General features: G+C 64.1%; 23 protein-coding genes. 2 read left to right on the top strand and 21 right to left on the bottom strand.

The window, feature by feature from the left end:
- Positions 1-38: 38 nt before the first annotated feature.
- The 19 genes from VIG32_07115 to VIG32_07025 all read right to left on the bottom strand — a co-directional run bounded on the left by VIG32_07115 (position 39) and on the right by VIG32_07025 (position 18588).
- Positions 39-815: a diacylglycerol kinase gene (locus tag VIG32_07115; protein ID HEY8297778.1), complete on the bottom strand. Its 777-nt coding sequence runs from the start codon at positions 813-815 to the stop codon at positions 39-41.
- Positions 799-1266, bottom strand: a complete 468-nt coding sequence (ybeY, locus tag VIG32_07110; GenBank protein HEY8297777.1) for an rRNA maturation RNase YbeY — start codon at positions 1264-1266, stop codon at positions 799-801. Before ybeY ends, VIG32_07115 begins: the two co-directional genes overlap by 17 nt.
- Positions 1263-2084, bottom strand: coding sequence for a PhoH family protein (locus tag VIG32_07105; protein HEY8297776.1), 822 nt, complete (start codon positions 2082-2084; stop codon positions 1263-1265). The genes ybeY and VIG32_07105 overlap by 4 nt, the downstream gene beginning before the upstream one ends.
- A gap of 95 nt (positions 2085-2179) precedes the next feature.
- Positions 2180-2533, bottom strand: a complete 354-nt coding sequence (locus tag VIG32_07100; protein HEY8297775.1) for a hypothetical protein — start codon at positions 2531-2533, stop codon at positions 2180-2182.
- Positions 2534-2538: 5 nt separating this feature from the next.
- The gene (floA, locus tag VIG32_07095; GenBank protein HEY8297774.1) at positions 2539-3540 is read right to left on the bottom strand and encodes a flotillin-like protein FloA; all 1002 of its coding nucleotides are present in this window, start codon (positions 3538-3540) and stop codon (positions 2539-2541) included.
- A gap of 4 nt (positions 3541-3544) precedes the next feature.
- Positions 3545-4837 (bottom strand): NfeD family protein, encoded by a 1293-nt coding sequence (locus VIG32_07090; protein HEY8297773.1) that lies wholly within the window; start codon positions 4835-4837, stop codon positions 3545-3547.
- A 305-nt stretch (positions 4838-5142) separates the two neighbouring features.
- A complete protein-coding gene (locus tag VIG32_07085) occupies positions 5143-5586 on the bottom strand; it encodes a GatB/YqeY domain-containing protein (protein HEY8297772.1) in 444 nt (147 codons plus the stop codon).
- 1 nt (position 5587) lies between these two features.
- Positions 5588-5758 (bottom strand): 30S ribosomal protein S21, encoded by a 171-nt coding sequence (gene rpsU, locus VIG32_07080; protein HEY8297771.1) that lies wholly within the window; start codon positions 5756-5758, stop codon positions 5588-5590.
- Positions 5759-5883: 125 nt separating this feature from the next.
- Complete coding sequence (locus VIG32_07075; GenBank protein HEY8297770.1) at positions 5884-6225, bottom strand: HIT domain-containing protein; 342 nt, start codon at positions 6223-6225, stop codon at positions 5884-5886.
- A gap of 9 nt (positions 6226-6234) precedes the next feature.
- Positions 6235-7833, bottom strand: a complete 1599-nt coding sequence (locus VIG32_07070; protein ID HEY8297769.1) for an ABC transporter substrate-binding protein — start codon at positions 7831-7833, stop codon at positions 6235-6237.
- Between the two features lie 6 nt (positions 7834-7839).
- Positions 7840-9342 (bottom strand): stalk domain-containing protein, encoded by a 1503-nt coding sequence (locus tag VIG32_07065; GenBank protein HEY8297768.1) that lies wholly within the window; start codon positions 9340-9342, stop codon positions 7840-7842.
- Positions 9343-9371: 29 nt separating this feature from the next.
- On the bottom strand, positions 9372-10439 hold the full coding sequence (locus tag VIG32_07060; GenBank protein HEY8297767.1) for a glycosyltransferase family 1 protein: 1068 nt from the start codon (positions 10437-10439) through the stop codon (positions 9372-9374).
- Positions 10382-11101, bottom strand: coding sequence for a glycosyltransferase family 2 protein (locus VIG32_07055; GenBank protein HEY8297766.1), 720 nt, complete (start codon positions 11099-11101; stop codon positions 10382-10384). The genes VIG32_07060 and VIG32_07055 overlap by 58 nt, the downstream gene beginning before the upstream one ends.
- Positions 11102-11123: 22 nt before the next feature.
- Positions 11124-12788 carry a CTP synthase gene (locus tag VIG32_07050; GenBank protein HEY8297765.1) on the bottom strand — a complete coding sequence of 555 codons (1665 nt, stop codon included), beginning with the start codon at positions 12786-12788 and terminating at the stop codon, positions 11124-11126.
- Positions 12789-12835: 47 nt separating this feature from the next.
- Positions 12836-13762 (bottom strand): peptide chain release factor N(5)-glutamine methyltransferase, encoded by a 927-nt coding sequence (gene prmC, locus VIG32_07045; protein HEY8297764.1) that lies wholly within the window; start codon positions 13760-13762, stop codon positions 12836-12838.
- Positions 13719-14810, bottom strand: coding sequence for a peptide chain release factor 1 (gene prfA, locus VIG32_07040; protein ID HEY8297763.1), 1092 nt, complete (start codon positions 14808-14810; stop codon positions 13719-13721). Before prfA ends, prmC begins: the two co-directional genes overlap by 44 nt.
- A gap of 66 nt (positions 14811-14876) precedes the next feature.
- Positions 14877-15149: a 50S ribosomal protein L31 gene (gene rpmE / locus VIG32_07035; protein ID HEY8297762.1), complete on the bottom strand. Its 273-nt coding sequence runs from the start codon at positions 15147-15149 to the stop codon at positions 14877-14879.
- Positions 15150-15211: 62 nt separating this feature from the next.
- Positions 15212-17284 carry a protease pro-enzyme activation domain-containing protein gene (locus VIG32_07030; protein ID HEY8297761.1) on the bottom strand — a complete coding sequence of 691 codons (2073 nt, stop codon included), beginning with the start codon at positions 17282-17284 and terminating at the stop codon, positions 15212-15214.
- Positions 17281-18588, bottom strand: a complete 1308-nt coding sequence (locus tag VIG32_07025; GenBank protein HEY8297760.1) for a hypothetical protein — start codon at positions 18586-18588, stop codon at positions 17281-17283. The genes VIG32_07030 and VIG32_07025 overlap by 4 nt, the downstream gene beginning before the upstream one ends.
- Positions 18589-18786: 198 nt before the next feature.
- Between VIG32_07025 and VIG32_07020 the strand changes: the two genes are divergently transcribed.
- Entirely contained in the window at positions 18787-19263 is a 477-nt protein-coding gene (locus VIG32_07020; GenBank protein ID HEY8297759.1) for a hypothetical protein, read from the top strand.
- 88 nt (positions 19264-19351) lie between these two features.
- Complete coding sequence (locus VIG32_07015) at positions 19352-19942, top strand: hypothetical protein (protein ID HEY8297758.1); 591 nt, start codon at positions 19352-19354, stop codon at positions 19940-19942.
- A gap of 133 nt (positions 19943-20075) precedes the next feature.
- Here VIG32_07015 and VIG32_07010 read toward each other — a convergent pair whose 3' ends face one another.
- Both VIG32_07010 and VIG32_07005 read right to left on the bottom strand, forming a co-directional pair.
- Positions 20076-20588, bottom strand: coding sequence for a 3-isopropylmalate dehydratase small subunit (locus VIG32_07010; GenBank protein ID HEY8297757.1), 513 nt, complete (start codon positions 20586-20588; stop codon positions 20076-20078).
- A gap of 4 nt (positions 20589-20592) precedes the next feature.
- Positions 20593-21870, bottom strand: a complete 1278-nt coding sequence (locus VIG32_07005) for a 3-isopropylmalate dehydratase large subunit (protein ID HEY8297756.1) — start codon at positions 21868-21870, stop codon at positions 20593-20595.
- Positions 21871-21904 lie beyond the last annotated feature (34 nt).

Below are 21904 nucleotides of genomic sequence, written 5' to 3'. Positions count from 1 at the left end.
TGAGTAGAGGCGGAGGGTCGTTTTCCAATGCGGGGCCATTATAACATAAGGTGGCGGCGGACCAAGAGATAGACGAAGAGTGCGACTAAGGTCCCAAGCGCGCCGCCCCAGGTCACCTCGAACACGGAATGAATCCGCGCTTCGACCCGGCTTTGTGCCACCAGAAAGGCGACGAAGTACGCCAGGATCGCGGCGAGCGGCCGACCGTAAAAGAGCGCCAGGATCGTGGCACCGGCGAACGCGAGGGCCGCGTGGCCCGAGACAGCCCCGCCCTGAAGCGCCGAACCGCGCCCGACGAAGGCTTTGGCAAAGATCGTTGCGATCGCGGCCACCGCGAGGATGATGAGGGCGGCGTTCGACGGCACCTGCGCGACGGCGTCGAAGACGCGCTGGCCGCCGCTCTGGATGCCTTGGTAGAAACAGAGGTACCCAACCACGACCGCGCCGATCGTCGCGATGAGCACCGCGCCCGCGGCGGCATCTTTCGCCGTCTTCGCGAGCGGATGATGCACGACGGTGAGCAGGTCGACGACCGCCTCGACCGCGGTATTGACGAGTTCGAGGCTGAGAACGAGTGCGATGACGATGACGATTGCGATAACGTAGACGCGTTCGAGCCGCAGCACCAAGGTCGCGAGCAAGACGAGCGCCGCAATGACCATGTGAACGCGCATGTTGGGCTGCGTCTTGGTGGCGTACAAGACGCCCGCAAACGCGTAGTGAAACGAACTCCAGAATTTGGTCTCCGCGATCCGCACGTACGGCACCTCGTGGTGATCGTGATGATCGCGATGCGGTTCAGGCGCGTTGGTCATCGTACGGCCACGGCATGGCGATGGCGTTTGCCAGGCGGCGCTCTTCGGTCTCCATCGCGGCGCGCTCCCCGGCGTCCTCGTGATCGTGTCCGAGCACGTGCAGAATGCCGTGAATGAGCAACCGATAGAGTTCGTGTTGGAGCGGCGCGTCGTACCCGGCTGCCTGACGGCGCGCCGTTTCGACGCTGATCACGACGTCGCCGATCAATCGTTCGCCGCCCGGCCCCAGCGTGGGATCTTCTTCGCCTAAAAGCGGAAAACTCAACACATCGGTCGGCGCGTCTTTTCCGCGATGAATGCGGTTGAGCTCGCGTATCGCGCGATCGGTCACGAGCGAGAGCGAGAGCGATGCGTCCTCTTCGCCGGCAGCCGCCAGGAGTTCGCGTGCCACTCGTTTGAGCCGCCGCGAGTCGACGCCCGAACGACGCGTGGCGTTGCGATAGTGGATCACGGAGTTCCGCCGTACTCCGCAGCATAGGCGCGAATGATCTTCGCCACCAGCGGATGACGCACCACGTCGGTCTCGCTCAGCGCGACGATGCCGATATCGTCGACGCCGGCGAAACGGCGCGGCACTTCGAGCAGTCCGCACGCCGCACCCTTCGGTAAGTCGATCTGCGTAACGTCGCCGTTGACCACCATCTTCGAATTGGCGCCCAGCCGCGTGAGGAACATCTTCAATTGTTCGCGGGTCGCGTTCTGCGCTTCGTCGAGAATCACGAAAGCATCGGCGAGCGTGCGCCCGCGCATGTATGCCAGCGGCGCAACCTCGAAGGTTCCGCGTTCGATGTATTTGGCGACGGCGCCGTCATCGAGACATTCGGCGAGCGCGTCGTAGAGCGGACGCAGATACGGATCGACCTTCTCTTTGAGATCTCCCGGAAGAAAGCCGAGTTTCTCACCCGCCTCCACCGCGGGGCGCGAGAGAATGACGCGCTCCACTTGGCGCGCTTTGAGCGCGCGCACGGCCATGACGACGGCGAGAAAGGTTTTGCCCGTGCCGGCCGGCCCGATACCGAAGGTGAGCGTGTTCGTTTCGATCGCGCGCACGAACGCGCGTTGTCCGGCTGTTTTTGGACGAATTTCTTTTCCGCGCTGCGTACGAAAGAGCGTTTCGGGCAAACGCGTCGCTTCGTCTTTGCCGACGACGTCGGAGGTCGCCAGCGCAACGTCGTCCGGCGTCACTTGCGCCCCGCCGACCGCCGCGCCGAGCATGCGCTCGACCACGTCGTACGCGCGATCGACAGCGCCGGCCTCACCGTGCAGCACTAGGCGATTGCCGTCGACGCGCAGCGAGACGGCGAGCGCGCCTTCGAGGGCCGAGAGATTCTGGTCGAATTTTCCGAAAAGCCGAAAGTGGTCGCTCAGGCCACTGAGGTCGATCGATCGCTTTGTGGTTGACTCCAGTGTGATTGCTCCCTCAGGGCGACGGGCGGTCCGAGTACCTCGGCCGCGATGACCGCTCGCACTAGACTGTTCCCATCTTCGAAGAGTCCACGCAATCCCCCGGCGCGATGCGCCGCCGGAATAGCGAGAATCGTGCCCGGCAATGGATCGAGATGCGGCAGTTCGTCGAAGCCGGCTTCGGGCGCGGGCGCGGGAACCGGCACGACGGCGACGGGTACGGGTCGCGACGGCGCTGACTTGCGGGCCACGGGCTGCGTCGTCCGCTTCTTGGCATCGCTTGCGGCCTCGATAATCGAGAAAAGCGTGTCCATCAGCGCTACTTCTGCGGCGGCTGCGGCGGCGGCGTGTCGGTGCCTTTATCGACGCTTCCGGAGATCGAGCCGCGCATGTCCGTATCGGCTTGAATGTTTTTCAACCGGTAGTAGTCCATGATGCCGAGATTGCCGGCGCGGAACGCCTCGGCGATCGCCTGCGGCACCGAGGCTTCGGCTTCGACCACGCGCGCGCGCATGGCTTGCGTCTCGGCCTTTTGTTCTTGCTCGGCCGCGAGGGCCGCGTATTGCCGTTCGGCCGCCTTCGCCTGCGCGATGCGGCGGTCCGCGTCGGCCTGCGACGTCTGCAACTCGGCGCCGATGTTCTTGCCGACATCGACGTCCGCGATATCGATCGACACGATCTCAAACGCGGTCCCGGCGTCGAGTCCCTTCGCGAGAACGGCCTTGCTGATGCGATCGGGATACTCCAGCACTTCTTTGTGATTGATGGCGGCGCCCACGGCCGAGACGACGCCCTCGCCGACGCGCGCGACGATCGTGGGTTCGCCCGCACCGCCGACGTACCGGTCGAGATTGCTGCGAACCGTGATTCGCGCCTTGACGTTGAGCTGGATGCCGTTCTGCGCGACGCCTTGAAAGATCGGCGTCTCGATCACTTTTGGATTGACGGACGTCTGCAGTGCCTCGAGCACGTTGCGCCCGGCTAGGTCGATTGCGGCGGCGCGCTGCCATTCGAGCGGAATCTGCGCGCGCTGCGCGGCGATCATCGCCAAGGTCACGTTCTCGATGTTGCCGCCGGCCAAAAAGTGCGACTGCATCTGATCGACCGTCAACGGTAAACCGGCTTTGCGGGCCCGCACCAAGTTGGTGACGATGATGCCGGGCGGGATGCCGATGATGCGCATCCGGATGAGCGAACCGATGGAAAGCGGCACGCCGGCGGCAACGGTGCGCAGCCAAAGACCGATCGGGAAATAATATAAGAAGACGAAAAAGCCGATGATGACGACGAAAAAGATAATCAGGATGCCGGCAGTCGCCACGTAGTTACTCCTTATAGCTCGGAAGTGTGACGGGTTCGACGAAGATCCGGGCCCCCTCGACGCGCGTCACGCGAATCGGCGTTCCGGCGGGAATGAAGTCGCCCTCGGTGAGGACGTCGATGCGCCGATCGTCGATCAACGCAACGCCGGCCGGCCGAAGAAACGAGGTCGCGCTGCCGATCCGGCCGCGCAGTATGGTATAGTCTGCGCTCGCAACGTAGTCGGGACCTTGTTCGACGGCAAAGGTGATCTTTCGCATGAACGCGTTCTCCGGCCACGCGCGCGTTGCGAAGTAGAACAGCACGATGGTCAGCACGATCGCCGTGGAGATCGTCTGCAACGCGATGAAAAAGAACGGTATGCCGAATGCGAAAAGCACGGCGAGGAGCAAAGCGATACCGCCCAATATTCCCGGAGCGCCGTGCCCGGGGACGACGTGCAATTCGAAGAGGATGCCGAAGAGTCCGAGCAGGGCCAGCAGGATCACGAAGCCGTTGCTGAACCCCGCATAGACGTGACTGCCGAAAAAGAGTGCGAACGAGAGGATGCCGATGAGGCCGGCGATGCCGTGCAGCGTCTGCATCTCGATGAGTAAGCCGAGCAATCCGATCGTCAGCAAGAGCCCGCTGATCTCGGGATTGGTCGCAAAACGCGCGAGTTCTTCGCCGAAGGTGTAGCCGGCGGTCTGGACGGGCCCGCTCAGGTGATTCGCGGCGAGCACCGCATCGAGCGACGGCGCGACCGCATCGGCGATCTTCGTCTTCAGCGCATCCTGCGTGTTGAGGGTCAGATTCTCGTGCGCCGTTTTGTATTGCGGCAACGCGACGTTCGCGTCGACCATCGCGGCCACGATCAACGGATTGCGATGGTTCCGCAAGGCCGTCGATTCGAACTCGGCCTTCACCGCCGAGACGAGTTTCGGCGTCTTCGGCGACGGCTCGGCCTCGCCGATCGAAGCACCCGGCGCCATATAGATCTTCTGCGCCGAGAGCGTGATGAGCGCGGCCGACGAATACGCGCGCTCCGACACGAACGCAATCGTGGGAACGTGCGCGTTGAGCAGCGCATCGCGGCTCGCAAACGCAGCCGACAACACCCCGCCCGGCGAGTTCACGTCGAGCACGATCGCCGCCGCACCCTCGGAATCGGCCTGCGCGACCGAACGCTCCACGAGATGCGCCATCCCATCATCGACCGTCCCGTCGATATGAATCAGCATCACCGGCCGATCGCCCGTCGCACCCAGCGCACCCGCAACCATGCCCGCGCCCCCCGCAAAAACAAGAGCGATCGCCACAAACACCCTAACCCGAAGCAATCCAAGCATGTTCCTACCTACCCCCACCCACCCCAAAGGTTACGAGAAAAAAAAGATCACACCAGTCCCTTCCGAGCACCGGCAGATCATCACAAAACGAAAACGCCCGAAAAGCAGCACCGCTTGCGTTGGGGGACGAGCCCCCGGCAGCGGGCGTATGAGGAGAAGCGAAGCCAGGATGGCGAGAGCGCCGACGAATCGAGTTCCCGTTTTCGCACGATGCGAAAACGGGAACGTCCCGCAGTCGGGGGCTCGTCCCCCAACGCAAGCCAAAAGACGAAATCCTAGGCGAGCTCCTCGCCGACGATCTGCCGGACGAGATTCCCATCGGCGAGGCCGCGTAATTGCGGCATGGCAGCTTTCATCACCGCGCCCTGATTGCGCCCGTCGGCGGGCAGCCCGCTCACGACCGCTTTAACGATCGCGCGAATCTCATCGGCGGATTTTTGCGCCGGCAGGTAGGCCAGCAGAATATCGCGCTCGCGCGCTTCTTTATCGGCCAGCTCCGCGCGCCCGGCTTTGGTGAACTCCGCAAACGAATCGTTGCGCTGCTTGACTTGCTTGCGCAGGACGTCCTGTTCGTCGGCGTCGGTCAACTCGGCGCCGGCCTCGGTCCGTTTGTAGGTAAAGCCGGAGAGGACGGAGCGCAGCGTATCGAGTCTGAGCTGGTCGCGCGCCCGCATCGCGTCCTTTAAATCGGACGCAATGCGGTCTTTATACGAACCCATTTTAGGCGCGGCGCTTGCGAGCGGCGGCGGATTTCTTCTTCTTGCGAACGCTCGGCTTTTCGTAATGCTCGTGCTTGCGAGCCTCGGCCAAGACGCCCGCCTTCTGGGTGGCCTTCTTGAAACGGCGCAGCGCGCTCTCGATCGATTCTCCCGGAGCTATGCGAACTTCCATTCTATTACAACCCCCCTTCAGGCGTGCGCCGGCGGCGCACGAAAATCTCGCGGGGCCCGCGAAGGACCTCGACGCCACACTCTAGCACAGGCGGCCCCACCTCGCAAGCGCCTTACTCCGCGCCTTCACCCCGGCGGCCACGTCATATGGCGCCCCGCTAAGACGTGGACGTGCAGGTGGTCGACGGTTTGACCGCCGTCGACTCCGGTATTCACGACCGCACGAAAGCCGCCCGGATGCTCGGCGCCCAGCCGCGCAGCGACCTGCCAAAGCCCGGCGATCGTCTCCGCCGGTTCGGCTCGAACGAACTCGGCGAGATCGCGCACGTGTTCGATCGGCATGACGAGCAGATGATCGGGCGCCTGGGGGTTGACGTCGGCGATGGCAACGACGGACTCGTCGCGATGAACGAACCGCGCCGGAATCTCGCCGGCGATGATCTTGCAAAAAATGCACGACGATTCCATTGGCGGCTCCTACTTCTTGGGGCGCAGATACTCAAAAGCGATATGCGAATCCGGGCTCGGCACGAAGCCAGCGATCGACGATTTGACGGCGATGGGTACGGCGGTGTGAACGATCGAGAGCGCGGGCACTTGCTCGTGCACCAGGGCGTTAGCCCGGCGATAGATCTCGGCTCGCTTTCTATCGGTCAACGTCGTCTGTCCCGCCAACATCAAGCGATGAAACGCCGGATCGCGCCAAAACGAATAGTTTTGTCCGTTCGGTTTGGCGTTTGCGCTGTCGGCGTCGAGCAGCGGGTAGAAGAAATCGTCGGGATCCCCGTTGTCCCCGCTCCATCCGATCAAACACATGGGATGCTCGCCGTGGCGCACTTTGTCGAGGAAGACTCCCCACTCGAATGGTTCGAGCGTAACGGTCACGCCGGCTGCTTGTAAATCCGCTTGGATCGCTTCGGCGATACGCTGCGGCTCCGGCATATACGGCCGCGGCGCGGTCGGATAAAAAAGCTCGGTCGCAAAGCCGCTCGGCAGACCCGCCTGCGCGAGCAGCGCGCGCGCCTTCGCCGGATCGTGCGGATAGGGTCGAACGCTCGGGTTGCGCCCGATCAACCCCGGCGGCGTCCAATTGCCCGCAACGACCGCACCCGCGCCATAGAACGCCTTGACGATGCCGCGAACGTCGATCGCATACGCCATCGCCCGCCGCACTTGCAGCTTCCCGAACGGCGACCGGTCGACGTTGAACGCGAGGTACGACGTGTTGTTCGACGGCTGCGCGTAGATCGTGACGCCCGGCTGTGCCGCCAGCGCCTTGGCATCGTCGGGGCGCGGATCGACGAGAAAGTCGATGCCGCCGCGCTGCATCTCCAGAACGCTGGTCGCCTGGTCCGGGATGTCACGCACGATCACCGTCGCGTACGCCGGTCTCTGACCGCGATAACTGGGATTGGCGACCAGTGTGATGTGATCGTCCTTCACCCACTCCTTGAGCACGTAGGGGCCGTAGCCCACGGGCTTTTGCGAGAAGCCTTGAACGTCGGCGCGAATCGCGGCCGGCGAGCCGATTGCAAACGACGGCATCGCGACGTCGTGGAGAAACGGACTAAACCGACGGGTTAGCGTGAAGACGACCGTGTCGGATCTCGGCGCCGCCACGCCGGCGATCAAACCCGGAAAGCCGCCGAACATATCGGCGTAGTAGCCAAACGGAAAGTTCGCGTGATACGGGTCGTTCACCAAGCGCCAGCGATCGAAGTTGAATTTCACCGCGGACGCATCGATCGGCGTGCCATCGGAGAAGACCAACCCCTTCTTCAGCGTAAAGGTCCACCGCAATCCATCCGGGCTGAGCGTCCACGTTCGCGCGATCGCCGGTTCGACGTCAAAGCCGCCGAGCTTAAACTGGACGAGGCCTCGCATGACCTCTTGCGTCAAGTTCAACGAATTTCCGTCGGTGGCTTGAGCCGGATCGAGGTTGACCGCATCCTGCACGCGGGCGACGACGAGCGTCGATGCGCCGTCTGACGGCGGCGCCGTCGAGGATCCGCCGCAGCCGGCAACGCCGAGGAGCGCTGCTGCCAGAACGGCCGCGCGCAGGCGCGAATCAGCCATTCGCTCCTACCGCGCCTTGATGAAGAACGTCCACGATTTCGCGGCGGTATTTCCGGCCAGATCGCTCACGCGAACGGTTACCCGGACCGGCCCGTTGCCGTACGAAATGCCCGGCGTATATTCGATGAAGCGCGCGGTTCGTTTCGATTCGGAGGTCACGTTGTGTCCGTTCACCTCCAGCTCGACGCTCGACGGATCGATCGCGACGGTATCGCTCGTAAACGTCGCAAAGATACTCGGACGATCGTCGTTGACCGTGGCGCCGTTCTGCGGCGCGTAGTCGCCGACGCCCGGCGGCACGCTCGCGACCGAGACCTCCGCCGTCGATTGGGCGCGTTCGGCGTCGGTTCCGCGTACGTTCAGATGTCCGAATACTGGGACGTTTGCAAAGTTCACGCCCTTTGGAATCGTGTAGAGCGTCGAGTAAACGCCCGGCAGCGTCTCGTGCAGCGATAAACCCGTCAAGTACGTCCCGATATCGAACGTCGCCGTACCCGCCGGCGTGCCGCGCAGCGTGATCGAGACTCGGTCGCCGGATTTGAGCGCATGCGTCGGATCGATCGAAACGCTCGCGATTTGAACGTTGCCCGGCGGGGGCGCGGTCCCAGCGGAGCGGCGCGTCGCGATCACTTCGCGCACCTCGGACGAATCGATATTATAGCGCACCATCACCGAATCCCCGACCTTGAGATCGTCGATCGCGGCCGGCGCGCCGTTGAGCGAGATTTCGCTCGCGCGATCGGGCACGATCACGTGACCGTCGGAGAGCACGACCTGTCCGTCGCCGACGCCCGCAACGTTTCCGACGCGCGAGCCGAAGGCGTCGACGATGCGCTCGACCTCGCGCTGCCGATTGAGATACACGTGCGCGAAATCGCCCACGCGCACGGCGTCGAGCGCGGCGTCGTTGCTGGTGTTCGTATTGACGTCCTGAACCACGACGCTCGCGTTCCCGGCGATCGGTAAGGTCCGCACCGAGGCATTGGAAGTAAGCGTTATGGTCGGCGGCTGCGAAACGATATCGACCGCGGTAACCGTGCCGACTTGCTCCGCCTGCGACCCCGTGGCGACGATGCCGTTGCCGGATCGACCGACGAGCGTGGAGATGATCTCGACGCTATTGGTCTGGCGACTGTAGGTCGCCTGGGCGCCCAAGGCCGCGGCAAAAAACCGAAGCGGCGCATAGAGCGTATCTTTGATCTCCACGGGCGGCGCGTCGAGAATCACGGGCTCGCCGTCGACCTCGGCCTGCCGGCTGCCGATCGTCAGCGCGATCGTCTTGTAGCCCGCGTGGGTCACGATTCGCCGGCCCTCTTTATCGAAGTCCAGACCCAAGGCTGCGATGATGCGGCGAACCGGTACGAGCAGTTGATATTTAAAAAAACGCGGCGGCGGATTCACCGAGAGCGGAGCGCCGTTGATGACGATTGCAATCGGCGCGATCGGCTTGCCGACGCGATGATGCGGTTTGGTCTTCGCCGCTGCCGGCGCGGCGAATGCGAGACACATCAGCACGGATGCGAGACAACAGATTCCCCTCACACGCCCTCCAGAATTTCGCGATAGACGTCGGCCGTCGATCGCGCGCAACGATCCCACGTTAGCCCGGCCGCTAGCGTTCGTCCTTCATTGACGAGCGCGTCCCGCAGCCCCTCGTCGCGCAGGACGGACTCGAGTTGCGCGCGCAAGCCGGCCGCGTCGCGCGCCCGAAAGGTGAGCGCGGCGGGTCGCAGCACGCCGGGAATCGCGTCTTCGCACGCGATTACGAGCGTGCCGGCGGCCATAGCCTCGAGCATCGGGAGCCCGAAGCCCTCGGTAAGCGCGGGATGCACCAGCGCGCGCGCCCCGGCATAGTACGAAGCGAGCTCCCCTTCGCCGACCTCGCCGAGCGCTACGATGCGCCCGTTGGTTCGCCTGTAGGCTGCGAGGGCATCGCCGAAATCGTCGTCGCCGGTCAGGTACAGGTCGAGCGCGCGCTCCGCATCGAGCGACGACCACGCTGCGAAAAGCGTCGGAAGATCTTTGTGCGCGCGGTGGTTCCCCACGTAGAGCAGATACGGGCGCTCGCCGCGATGCGGCTGCGGCGCGCGCAGGTAGCAATCGTCAACGCCCAAGGCGACGACGCGAACTTTCGCCGGGTCGACCCCCAAGAACCGCTGCAAATCCTCGATCGTGCGCTCGTCGTCGGTGATGACGCGTGCGGCGCGAGCGCACGCGCGCCGAACGACCGTTTGATAGTACGGACCGACCTTCGACTTGAAGTACTCGGGAAAGCGCAAATGAATGAGGTCGTGGATCGTGATAACGCTCGGGCGCGGTGCGAACACGGGCGTATACAGCGAGAGGAAGTGCGTGAGGTCCAGCCGCGCGGCGCGCAGTGCGGCCGGCAAGCGAACCTGTTCGTCCCAACTGAAGTTTGCGCCGCGATCGAACGTGACGAATGCCAGATCGGGCGCGACGCGCGGCAAACGCGCCGCCAGTTCGCGCGCGTAAGCTTTCATTCCGACCGACATCTGACGCGTCAGGCGCGCGTCGAGCCCGACGCGCATCACGCGCCCTTGCGTGCCTTGCGCGCGACGGCTGCGGGGTACATCGCCGAGTACCACGCGACGTAGAGACCGCGCCATCCGTCGAGCGCGGCACCCCGCACGATGGCCAGCCACACGAATCGTGCCAGGCATCGCAACAGGATCGCCGGGAGCCCCGCGCGCGCGGCCGGACGTCCTCGCGCTTCGATCGTGGTGTAGCGCGCGTACTTTTCGCGGTAACTCGCAACGGTCGGATACGATTCGTGCGCGAGCGTGCCGCTCAAACGTCCGACCGGCCCCGCACAGATCCAGCGCTCGTGCAGCGCCGCGCCGCCGCCGGCGGCGGGATGCGCTTCCAGCACGACCGCTTGCGGACGAAAGAGGCGCAGCAGCAATTCGCCGGTCCACATGCGCAACGGCCGGCCGCAAAACGAGGTGGTTCGCGAGACGAGATACCCATCGCAGTCTTCCGGCGCGTCCGCGAGCGCGGCGCGCAAGCCGTCGTCGAGCGACTCGTCGGCATCGAGCATCAGCGCCCACGGCGTCCGCACCTGCGCGAGCGCGAAGCGTCGCGCGTCGACGAAATCCGTCCACGCTCTGCGCAGCACGGCGGCGCCGCACTCCGCGGCGATCTGACGCGTCCGGTCGGTCGAGTCTGCGTCGAGCACCAGCGCGGGCATGCCCGCCGGCAGCGATTTCAGCGCGCGCGAAAGCACGCGCTCTTCGTTGCGCGTCAGCACGACCGCCGTGACCGCTGTTACGTTAATTGCCGACCGAGACGGACGGAGCGAAATCGCGCTCTTCGCGCACGCGTTCTTCGCGTACGAGGGCCGCGCCGACGAAATCGCGGTAGAGCGGCGAGGGCCGGTTCGGCCGCGATTTGAATTCGGGATGCGCCTGCGTGCCTACGAACCAAGGATGCATGTCGGCCGGCAGCTCGATGCATTCCACGAGCTGCGTTTTGCCGACGGTGTGATGGCCGGAGAACCGCATGCCATGCTCTTCAAAGATCGCCCGGTAGCGGTTGTTGAATTCATAGCGGTGGCGGTGCCGCTCGGTGATCTGCAGCTCGCCGTAGGCCGCCGCAACGTGCGTGTCGGGCTCGAGCGTGCAGGCGTAGGAGCCCAAGCGCATCGTTCCGCCGTAGACTTCGAGGTTGCGCTGATCGGGCATGAAGTCGATAACGGGGTCCGTCGTCGTCTCGTCGACTTCGCTCGTCATCGCATCGGGGAGCGAGCAGAGGTTGCGCGCGAACTCGACGCAGGCGAGCTGCATGCCGTAACAGATGCCGAGAAACGGAATGCGGCTCTCGCGCGCGTACTGAATCGCGCGCAGCTTGCCCTTGACGCCGCGCGCGCCGAAGCCGGGCGCAACCAAAATGCCGTCGGCACCGCGCAGCAGCGAAATGCCGTCGTTCTCGATATTCTCGGAGTCGAAGCGCACGATCTCGACGGCCGCGTTGTGATGGATTCCCGAGTGATAGAGCGCCTCGTTGATCGAGATATACGCATCTTTGAGTTCGACGTACTTGCCGACGAGCGCGATCTTGACGCGGCGCTCCGGATGCATGATACGCTCCACGATGCTCGCCCAGTCCTCGAGCTGCGGCGCCCCGGCCGCGAGGCGCAGTTTGCGAACCGTCGCCTCGGCGAGACCTTCGGCCTCGAGGTTGAGCGGCACCTGATAGATCGTCGGAGCGTCGCCGTTCTGCACGACGGCGCTGGTGGGAACGTCGCAAAAGAGCGCGATTTTTTCTTTGAGTTCCACCGGCATCGCGCGCGACGATTGCGTGCGGCAGACGATCGCGTCGGGCGAGATGCCGATCCCGCGCAATTCGCGAACGGAATGCTGCGTGGGTTTCGTCTTGAGTTCGTCCGCGGCGCCCAGATGCGGCATCAGCGTCAAGTGGCAGAACATGACGTTCTCTTCACCCACGTCGTAGCGAATCTGACGGATCGCTTCGAGGAACGGCAGCGATTCGATATCGCCAACGGTGCCGCCGACTTCCACGATGCAGACGTCGGCCTGCGACTCTTCGGCGACGCGTTTGATGTGCGCTTTGATTTCGTTGGTGATGTGCGGGATCACTTGAACCGTCGCGCCGAGATAGTCGCCGCGGCGTTCTTTATCGATCACGGAGTTATAGATCTGGCCCGTCGTCACGTTGTTCGCGCGGGAGAGATTTTCATCGATGAACCGCTCGTAATGACCGAGATCGAGGTCGGTCTCGGCACCGTCTTCGGTAACGAAGACCTCGCCGTGCTGGTACGGGTTCATGGTGCCGGCGTCGACGTTGATATACGGATCGAGTTTCTGAACCGAAACGCTGATCCCGCGCGCCTTGAGCAATCGCCCGAGCGACGCTGCCGTGATGCCCTTACCGAGCGAACTGACGACGCCGCCGGTAAAGAAAATATACTTCGCCATCTCGGGAGTACGGTATTCCGGTCGTGCCGACCCCGGCCCTTTGACTTTTAGGAAACCGGCGAGCGCTTAGCCCAAACGTAACGATCGCGGCCGCCGTAGTCTTGCCGAACCTCGATCTGCGCGCCGCTCAACGCGGCGCGCGCGAGCGCGGCCAAGGCGCCGATCGTCGGCGGGGCCGCCTCCATGAGGAGCAGTCCGCCGGGACGCAGCAGCCGCGGTGCCGCGGCGAGCAGGCGGCGATACGGATTGAGCCCGTCGGGACCGCCGTCGAGCGCCGCGAGCGGCTCGAAACCGACCGGATCGGGCTTACGCGGTATCTCGCCACTGGGAACGTAGGGCAAGTTCGCGATCACCACGTCGTAGCTCTTGGTGGTGTGGGCCGCGACGATGTCGGCGAGAACGAACCGGCAGCGCGCGTGCACGCCGAGCCGCCGGGCGTTGTACTCCGCCATTTTTAAAGCGGCCGCACTCGTGTCGGTGCCGTCCACGATAACGCCGGGAATCTCGGCGGCGAGCGTGCAGCCGATCGCGCCGCTGCCGGTGCCCACGTCGAGTACGGTAGAGAGTTGCCGCATGGGGGCGTCGGGACCGCGTCTCGCGCGCAAGTAGGTCAGCGCGTCCTCGACGAGATGCTCGGTCTCGGGACGCGGCACGAGCACCGCGTCGTTTACCGCAAAGTCGCGGCCGTAAAATCCCGCGATGCCGGTCAGATATGCGATCGGCTCGCCCGACGCGCGGCGATCGCAGAGGGCGGCGAATTCGTCGCACCGCTCGGGGGTGAGAAAGCTGCCGCCGTGTGAAATGAGCCAGCCTCGTTCGCGCCCGAGTAGAAACGCGAGCAAAATCTGCGCGTCCGCCCGCGGCGAATCGCTCGCCCCGGAGAGGCGATCGATACCGAGTGCGAGCGTCGCCTCGACGCTGCGCGGCACGTTACGCCGCGGAGGTTTCGCCGGCGAGCAGGCGGGCTCGTTCATCCTTTAGCAGCTCCTCAACGATGTGCTCCATGTCGCCATCCATGACGCCGCGAATATTGCCGAAATTTTGATTGATGCGATGGTCGGTTATGCGGTCTTGCGCGTAGTTGTACGTGCGGATCTTCTCCGAGCGGTCGCCCGTCCCGACTTGGCTGCGGCGCAGCGAGCCGACGGCTTCGGCGGCTTCGCGCTTCTTGCGCTCGTACAGCACGCTGCGCAGCATCTGCATCGCGCGTTCGCGATTCTGCATCTGCGAGCGCTCCTCGCTGCACGCGACGATGACGCCGCTCGGCACGTGCGTGATGCGGATCGCCGATTCGGTCTTGTTGACGTGCTGGCCGCCGGCGCCGCTAGCCTTAAACGTATCGATTTCGAGGTCTTTCGGGTTGATTTGGATCTCGGTATCGTCGTCGGCAACCTGCGGCAGCACGGCGACGGTCGCGGTACTCGTATGCACGCGGCCCTGAGATTCGGTCGCGGGGACGCGCTGTACGCGGTGCACGCCCGACTCGTATTTGAAGTACTTGTATGCGGCGTTGCCGGTAATCGTAAACACGATTTCTTTATAACCGCCCGCATCGCTCTCGCTCAACGAAACGACGTCCACTTTCATGCGCAGCGCTTCGGCAAAACGCATGTACATCCGCGCGAGATCGCCCGCGAAGATCGCCGCCTCGTCGCCGCCGGCGCCGCCCCGGATCTCGATGAAGATATCTTTGTCGTCGTCGGGATCCTTGGGAATCATCAAGAGCTGCAGCTGTTCGTCGAGGCGTTTGCGGCGCTCGCGCAGACTCTTGGCTTCTTCTTCGGCAAGCTCGTGCAGATCGGAATCGCTGCGATCCTTGAGGAGTTCCTCGTTGGCGGCGATCTCCTCGAGGGTCTTCTTCTGTTGGCGGTAGACGCCCACCGTCTCTTCGATCGCCGAACGCTCCTTGACGAGCGCGGTAAAGCGCGCTTGATCGAACTCGCCGCTGGGATGCGCGAGCTCGCCTTCGATCTCATCGAAGCGCCGGGCGATAGTCTCTAGTCGATCGTAAAATTCAGCCATCGTAAGCCATTGTAAATGAAAAGACGAGCCGCAGTACTGCGGCCCGCCTCTTTCACATCCGGGTAGCTAAGCGTTCGCGGTAGCTGCTTCGGCGTCGCGCTTGGCTTTGCGAGCCGCAGCTTCTTCCTGCTTGGCTTTGGCAGCGGCGGCGCGCTGGTTGAACTTGTCAACGCGGCCGGCGGTGTCGATGAACTTCTGTTGCCCCGTGAAGAGCGGATGACACGCCGAGCAGATCTCCACGGAGATCTGGGGCATCGTCGATCCGGTCGTAAAGGTGCTGCCACAGGCGCAGTGCACCTTGGCGTCGGGGAACCATTTGGGATGAATCTTGTCTTTCACAGCCTCCACATTATATCAGCCGTGGCAAGAGGGGGCAGGCGCGCCCGCCCCCTCGCGCCTCTTTAGGGAGCCGGCTGACCGGTGATCGCTTGAATAAGGTGCCCGGCAAAGGGTACGCCCAGGCCGGTCACCTCGTCGTAGCCGGCCCCCGCCGTGCAGCAGCCGTTCGGCCCGGAAGCCGGCAGCGGCGTGGCGCCCTTAGCCGGAACCGCCGGGTTCGTTCCGTAGAGGATGTCGTAGAACGTGGCGGCATACTGGTCGGGCGTCTGGCCTTTCGTCTGATAGAGCTTATAGAGCAGCGGCGCCGGATTACCCAGCCGGTAGGGGTGCGTGCCGCCCGCACTCGCGCAGGCAGCGCTCTTCGAACACGCCTGCAGCACGAGGGCCCACTCGGCCGCGGCCTCGGGAGCGGCCGCGCTGGTTCCGCCGACGGGCGCTCCTTGAGCGCCGAACGGCGCGTTGACGATGAGCGCGGGGCCGGTTTGCGGATCGGCCATCAGCGCGAGATCGGGCTGCTCGCGCATCGCCGCCCCCAGCGCGCTTGCTTGCCACGCCGGCGCTTTGAAGACCGCCGAGGTGCCGCCGCCCGAACCGATATTGTTCTGGAAGCTGCCGTCGCCGCCCGCGGTCGTGTTGTCACCCCAGGTCGTGATCGGGCCGATGAGCTTGCCGGTATTATCCAGCGGTGCGTTCACGCCACCCACGGAAACCACCGACGGATCGGCGGCCGGGTAGGCGACGCACGGCTTGAGGATCGGCGCGCCGAGGGAATCCGTGCATTCTTCCGCCCCGGTATCGCCCGACGAAACGAAGACCGCGATGCCCTCGGCGGCGAGCGCCGCGAACTCCCTCGGGCCAATTCCGGCGCCGGTTGCATCGAAATATCCGGCAGTTTGCGCGTCGCTTTCGCCTCCGCCGTAACTGAGCGATAGAACGTCGGCCTTATCGTCGGCGATCGCCTGTTGGATCTCGTCGTCGGCAAGCGCCAGCCCTTGCAGTCCGGTGCAGGTGGACGGACCGCCGAAGCTCGGACAGCTCGATGCGTCCGCCGGATTGTACGCGAGGTAAAACAGCACGTTCGAACCGGGCGCGAGCCCGGCGACTTGCTCGGTATCGAGTTGGGCCTCGCCGTCCTCGGGATTACACGTGCCCGCCGTCGGCGTTTCCGAGTCGTCGACGGTTCCGTTGAGCGGCGACGTACACGTTCCGCTCAGCGCCGTGAGCGGCGGCGGCGTTGCGAGTCCGCTCGGATGCGGGTCGAACGGGGCCGTTCCCGTATTCCCGTTTTGTGCCGTTGCCGGCTGCGGCAGCGCCGCCACGATGCTGACCGACGCGACGCGTGCGTTGAACGCGTGGCCGTAGACCGGAACGTCGCCCTTGGTGGGACTCACCGAGATCGGGCCCGTTCCGATGATGCCGACGCTGATCCCCGTGCCGTCGTACCCGGCGGCGTACGCACCGGAGTAATCGAAGCCGTTGGCGATCTGCGAGGGCGACATGCCGAGCGCATCCGATGCGAGCGGACGAATCAAGTACGGCTTCGCAACCGTGGCGCCGACCAAGTGCGTGACGCCCGAAACCGGCAGCGCCTGCGAAAAGTGCGGTTGCTGCATCGGACCCAGGAACGTTTGCCCGGCCCGCTTGTACGAGCCGAACTTCGTGCCGAATGCTTTTTCCATATCGACTTGCGGACCGCTCACTGCAAGTTCTTCGCGCTGCGGCCAGCCGCCGACGGATAATCCATACCGCTTGAAGTAGTCTGCGACCGCGGCGTAGTCGCTCGGCGACGCGCCGTAGCGATTGCCGATCTCTTCGGGCGTCAAGAAGCGGCGATACGCCCCCGAATGCGGGTCGCTCGCGGCCGCCGCGTACGCGAGCAGTCCTTGCTCGTCGCGCATGCGCACGTCAACGCTCACCGCGACGGTGCCGCCGGCGGCGGGTCCGACGTATTGCGATTGTTCGAGATAACTCTTGCCCCAAGTAAATGCCGCCAGCACCGCCGGCCCGGTGTACGGTGCGAGAGACGTGCTTTGCGGCGGTGCGGAGGGCATACCCCCGCCGCCTCCGCCGCAGGCGTTAAGGGCGACGCTCGCACCCACCAGAACTGCGAACGTGCGGAGTTTCGTAACGTTCATGGCGCGCTCGCTCCTTTGCGGCCGGATTCGATTCGGCGAACGATGTAGGCTCGCAGCGCGCGCACGCGATCGTGCCGCTCGGTATCGATCGCGGCGTCGAAATGCGCGCGCGCGACCGCAAACGTTGCCGATGCGATCGGCCCGGATGCCGACTCCGCCTTGCGGCCCGCCGATTTTATGGTGGCGCCCGGCTGCAGCGTCAGCAATTCCGATATCGTCGACGTGCCGAGCGGCGTACTTTGAAAGACGAACGAAAACGGCGTGTTGTTCAGATAATCGTAGTAGCTGGTCTGCACGTCGTTCATCGCCACGCATACCGGGCCGAAGCCTTGCACGACGTAGGTATCGACGACGGTCTTCTCGGTGTAGCCGAGGATCGTGTCGGTTTTATTCACGGTCTGATTCACGTCGGCCCCGGCCGTTCCGTACGAACTCGGCACCGCGCAGGTTGCTGGAAACGCGCCGACCGTCGCCGTCTTGTCCTGCTCGGTAGAGAGCGATGGACTCGAGCCATACCACGTTGCGAACGATAGCACTTGTAGCGGCGTAGGCGAGGGCTGCGGCGGTCCCGGCGTCGCGCTCGGCGCCGGAGTCGGCGTCGGCGGCGGCGTCGGTCCGTAGAGCGCGACGGTGATTCGCGCGGGCGCACCAGGTGACGCCGCGGGTGCCGGGGCGCTAAACGTCAATTGCGTGATCTGTCCGCTGAAGAGGTCGCTTCCCGCGTAACTGCCGCTGCCGTCGGGGTTTTCAACGAGATTCGCCGTGCCGTTGGGCGCGGTTTGAATCTCCGAATACGAGCCGTCGGCTTTATAGGTTCGCGTCGCCGTCGTGCCGTCGGCATCTTTTTCGGAGATCGTTACGGCCGGCGAATTCGTCCACGCGGCGCCGTTGGTCTCCGGCAATTCGTCGACGAGGACCGGCGATGCGTACGCGTATGCAAACGTATCGGGTGTCGGCGCGTTCGAATCGCTCGTGTTAAGCGAATTCAAAACGAAGTTGACGCCGGCGCCCGACGGTACGAACGAATACACGGCATCGCTCGTCGTCGTCGTCGTGCGAAGCGGATAGACGTCGGTTTCTACGGAGTGAAACGTCGACGAGGACTGCACCGCGCTCGTTACGGTGATCTGCTGCTTGACTTGCGCCGTCGTGGACGTCGCGGGCAGCGGCGAAGCAGCCGGATACGTGTAGGTGTTCTGCGTCGCGAGCGTTCCCGCAAACGTAAATGCATCGCCGCTAGTAGCGGGATGCTGTCCGAAGTACGACGGCGTGGGCGGGGCCGTTGGAGGGCCTGTCGGGGGCATCGAGACGGATCCCCCGCCACCGCTGCCGCCGCCGCCACAGGCGACGAGGCTTGCTGCTAAGGCAGCAAGCCCGAGGGGTAAAAATCGGGTTTTCACACGCACTCCCAAAATGTGAAGAAAGTAGAACGGTTTGGGGACTTCCACCAACCCGACAAAAGTCTTGCGGGACGTTGCGGCCGGGAGGCGCGTTATAGCTATATGAAGATTCACAGCGTGGCGGCCGGGGCGATCCTCGCACTCGCTCTTACGGCTCCCGCAGCGGCCGGGTTCTCGCGCGACGGGGCTTCGATCCAAAACAGCGGGTCGACGAATACTGCGGGCTTCACGATCGAACTCTGGTCGACGGGTCAAACCAACGCGCCGAAGGCCGTGCCCGATTCCCTCGCGCGCCGATTTTTCAGCGATGTCAAAGCCGCACGCGACGGCCGCGCGACCGGCGGCCATTGTATGAAGAGCGCGTCGTTCGGGTACCGGCTCAACGTGCGCTGGCATGGGTGGCTCTCGCCCGATCTTACGTGTCCGGGCGGTTCCGCGCTCACGCAGGCGCTCGCAAACGATGTCGCCGAGGTGGTCCAAGCGAGCGGCGCGGAATCGAGCGGGCGGCGCCGCCTGCCGATCGAACCGCGCATGCGAGTAAACGAACCCTCGCCCGTTCCGACCGGCGCGCCCCGCTAAACCGGAAGATACGAACCGAAACGAGAAGCTCAACCGCAGCGCAGATCGCCACGCGTCTCGCGCTCTTATAAGGAGTGACACTACAACCGTGAAGCGTTTCCTCACCATTTTCGCGCTGATCGCGCTCTCCGTTGGCGCGATCGGCGCAACGCAAACGCCGGCCGGCGCGCGCGGCACCGCGACTCCGCCGCCCTCACCGCCGCCGCTTGGCGTGCCGACGCTACCGCCCAGCACGCTGCCGACGCCATCCGGTTCGAGCGCGACCGTAACGATTCCGACCTCCAAAGGCACGGCTACGCCGGCGCCGCCGGCCGATAATCTCTCGGATCCGAACCGCGTGGGTCTCTCCGGCGTGTGGGAAGTGCAGATTCAACGCGACTCGGCGACGACGTACACGCACTTCAAGCTCGATCAAAAACAGACGGTACTCACCGGTCAGTATCTCGATGCGAACGGCAAGAAGTTTCCGGTCGCCGGATCGATCGACGGAAAAGACGTTCGTCTGGTCGTCTCGATGCCCGACGGTTCGACGCTCACCTTCACCGGCAGCGTGGACGGCACGAGCGACATGCTCGGCATGCTGCAAACGCCCAAAGAGAGCGTCGCCTTCACCGCCTCCTACCGTCCGAAATACCGCTGGCTCGACAACATCAGCCCCAACCCCGGCCTCGGCCCGTAACTGTTCATGCTGAGCCCGTCGAAGCATGAGCTCGTCGAAGCACGAGCGAGCTTGCGGCCCTTCGACAGGCTCTGTCCTTCGACAAGCTCATGCTGACAAAAAGGGCGGTTGTTATAACAATGGGGCGGGAGCGTTAGCTGAGTTGGCGTTCGGCTAGGCGGCGTTCTACGTAGGGTTGGAGGCCGCCGGCTTCTATGAGGGATTGCATGAACGGGGGGAATGCGGCGGATTGGAACGTCGTGTTCTTCGTAAGGTTGCGGATGACGCCGGTGGCGGGTTCCACTTCGATTTCGTCGCCCGGCGCGATGCCGTCTACGGCCTCGGCGGATTCGAAGATCGGCAGGCCGATATTGAGCGCGTTTCGATAAAATATTCGCGCGAAGCTCTTCGCGATGACGGCCGACGTACCCGAGCCCTTGATCGCGATCGGTGCGACTTCGCGACTCGAGCCGCATCCGAAGTTCGTATCGGCGACGATGATGTCGCCCGCTTTCATCTTGCTCGTGTATTCCGCGTCGAGGCCTTCGAGCGCATGTTTGCCGAGTTCGGCCGGATCGATAATGCTGCAGTATTTGCCGGGGATGATGACGTCGGTATCGATGTTCTTGCCGTATTTGTGCGCATGACCGCGCAGCTGTTTCTCCATGGTTCTACACTCCAACCAGATCGAGCGTGCGCGGATCGGTGATGCGGCCGGAGAGCGCCGAAGCGGCGCAGGTCGCCGGCGACCCGAGATAGACTTCTGCCTTGGGCGAGCCCATGCGGCCCACGAAGTTGCGATTGGTCGTTGAGATGCAGCGCTCGCCGTCGCCGAGCGTTCCCATGTGGCCGCCGAAACACGCGCCGCAGCCCGGCGTGTTCACGGCGCAGCCCGCTGCCGCGAGCTTCGTGAGGATGCCTTCGTCGGCGGCTTGCATCCAGACTTTTTGCGAACCCGGATTGACGATCACGCGCAGGTTCGACGCAACCTTCTTGCCGTCGAGAATCTTCGCCACGATGCGCAGATCCTCGATGTAGCCGTTGGTGCACGACCCGATGAAGACTTGGTCGACAGCGATCTCGTCACGCGTGACGTCGGAGATCGAATGGACGTTGTCGGGCGTGTGCGGGCAAGCCACCTGCGGTTCGAGCGAGCCGATGTCGATCTCGATTACGCGCTCGTAGCGAGCGTCGGCATCGGCGCGCTCGACGATAAACGGCCGGTCGGTGCGTTCTTTTACGTACGCGATCGTCTTTTCGTCGGCGTGGAAGATCCCGTTCTTAGCGCCCGCTTCGATGGCCATATTCGCCATCGTGATGCGGCCGGTGATCGAGAGTTCGTCGACCGTGGTTCCGTGGTATTCGATGGCGCGATAGGTGGCGCCGTCGATGCCGAGCGTCCCGATGGTTTTGAGCATGATGTCTTTGGCGTAGACCATCGTTCCGGGCTTGCCGCTATAGACGAGTTTGATCGTTGCCGGAACCTTCAGCCAAACTTCGCCGAGCACGAAGGCCGCGGCGATGTCGGTGGACCCCATCCCCGTCGCAAACGCGCCGAAGGCGCCGTAGGTGCAGGTATGCGAATCGCCGCCGACGATCAGCTCGCCCGGAGCGACCAAACCTTCTTCGGGCAGCACGACGTGCTCGATGCCGCCGCGACCGACGTCGAAGAAGTGCTTGATGTTCTGCTCTTTGGCGAACTCTTTCATCAAGGCCGCAAGTTTTGCCGATTGCGCGTCTTTCGCCGGCACGAAATGGTCCTCGACCAGGGCGATCTTCTCGTTATCGAAGACGCGGCTCGCGCCTTTGATCGAGCGCATCACGCCGATCGCGACGGCCGCGGAGAGTTCGTTTGCGAGAACGAGGTCGACGGCGCCGTTGATGATCTGTCCGGGTTCGACGCGATCGAGCCCGGCGTGGCGCGCGAGAATCTTTTCGGTCAGGGTCATGCCCATGGTCGCGGGATGTCCTTTCGTCCTTCGA

It is taken from the genome of Candidatus Baltobacteraceae bacterium (assembly GCA_036559195.1).
Taxonomy (GTDB): Bacteria; Vulcanimicrobiota; Vulcanimicrobiia; order Vulcanimicrobiales; family Vulcanimicrobiaceae; genus JALYTZ01.
This window is presented reverse-complemented; position numbering and strand designations above follow the sequence as displayed.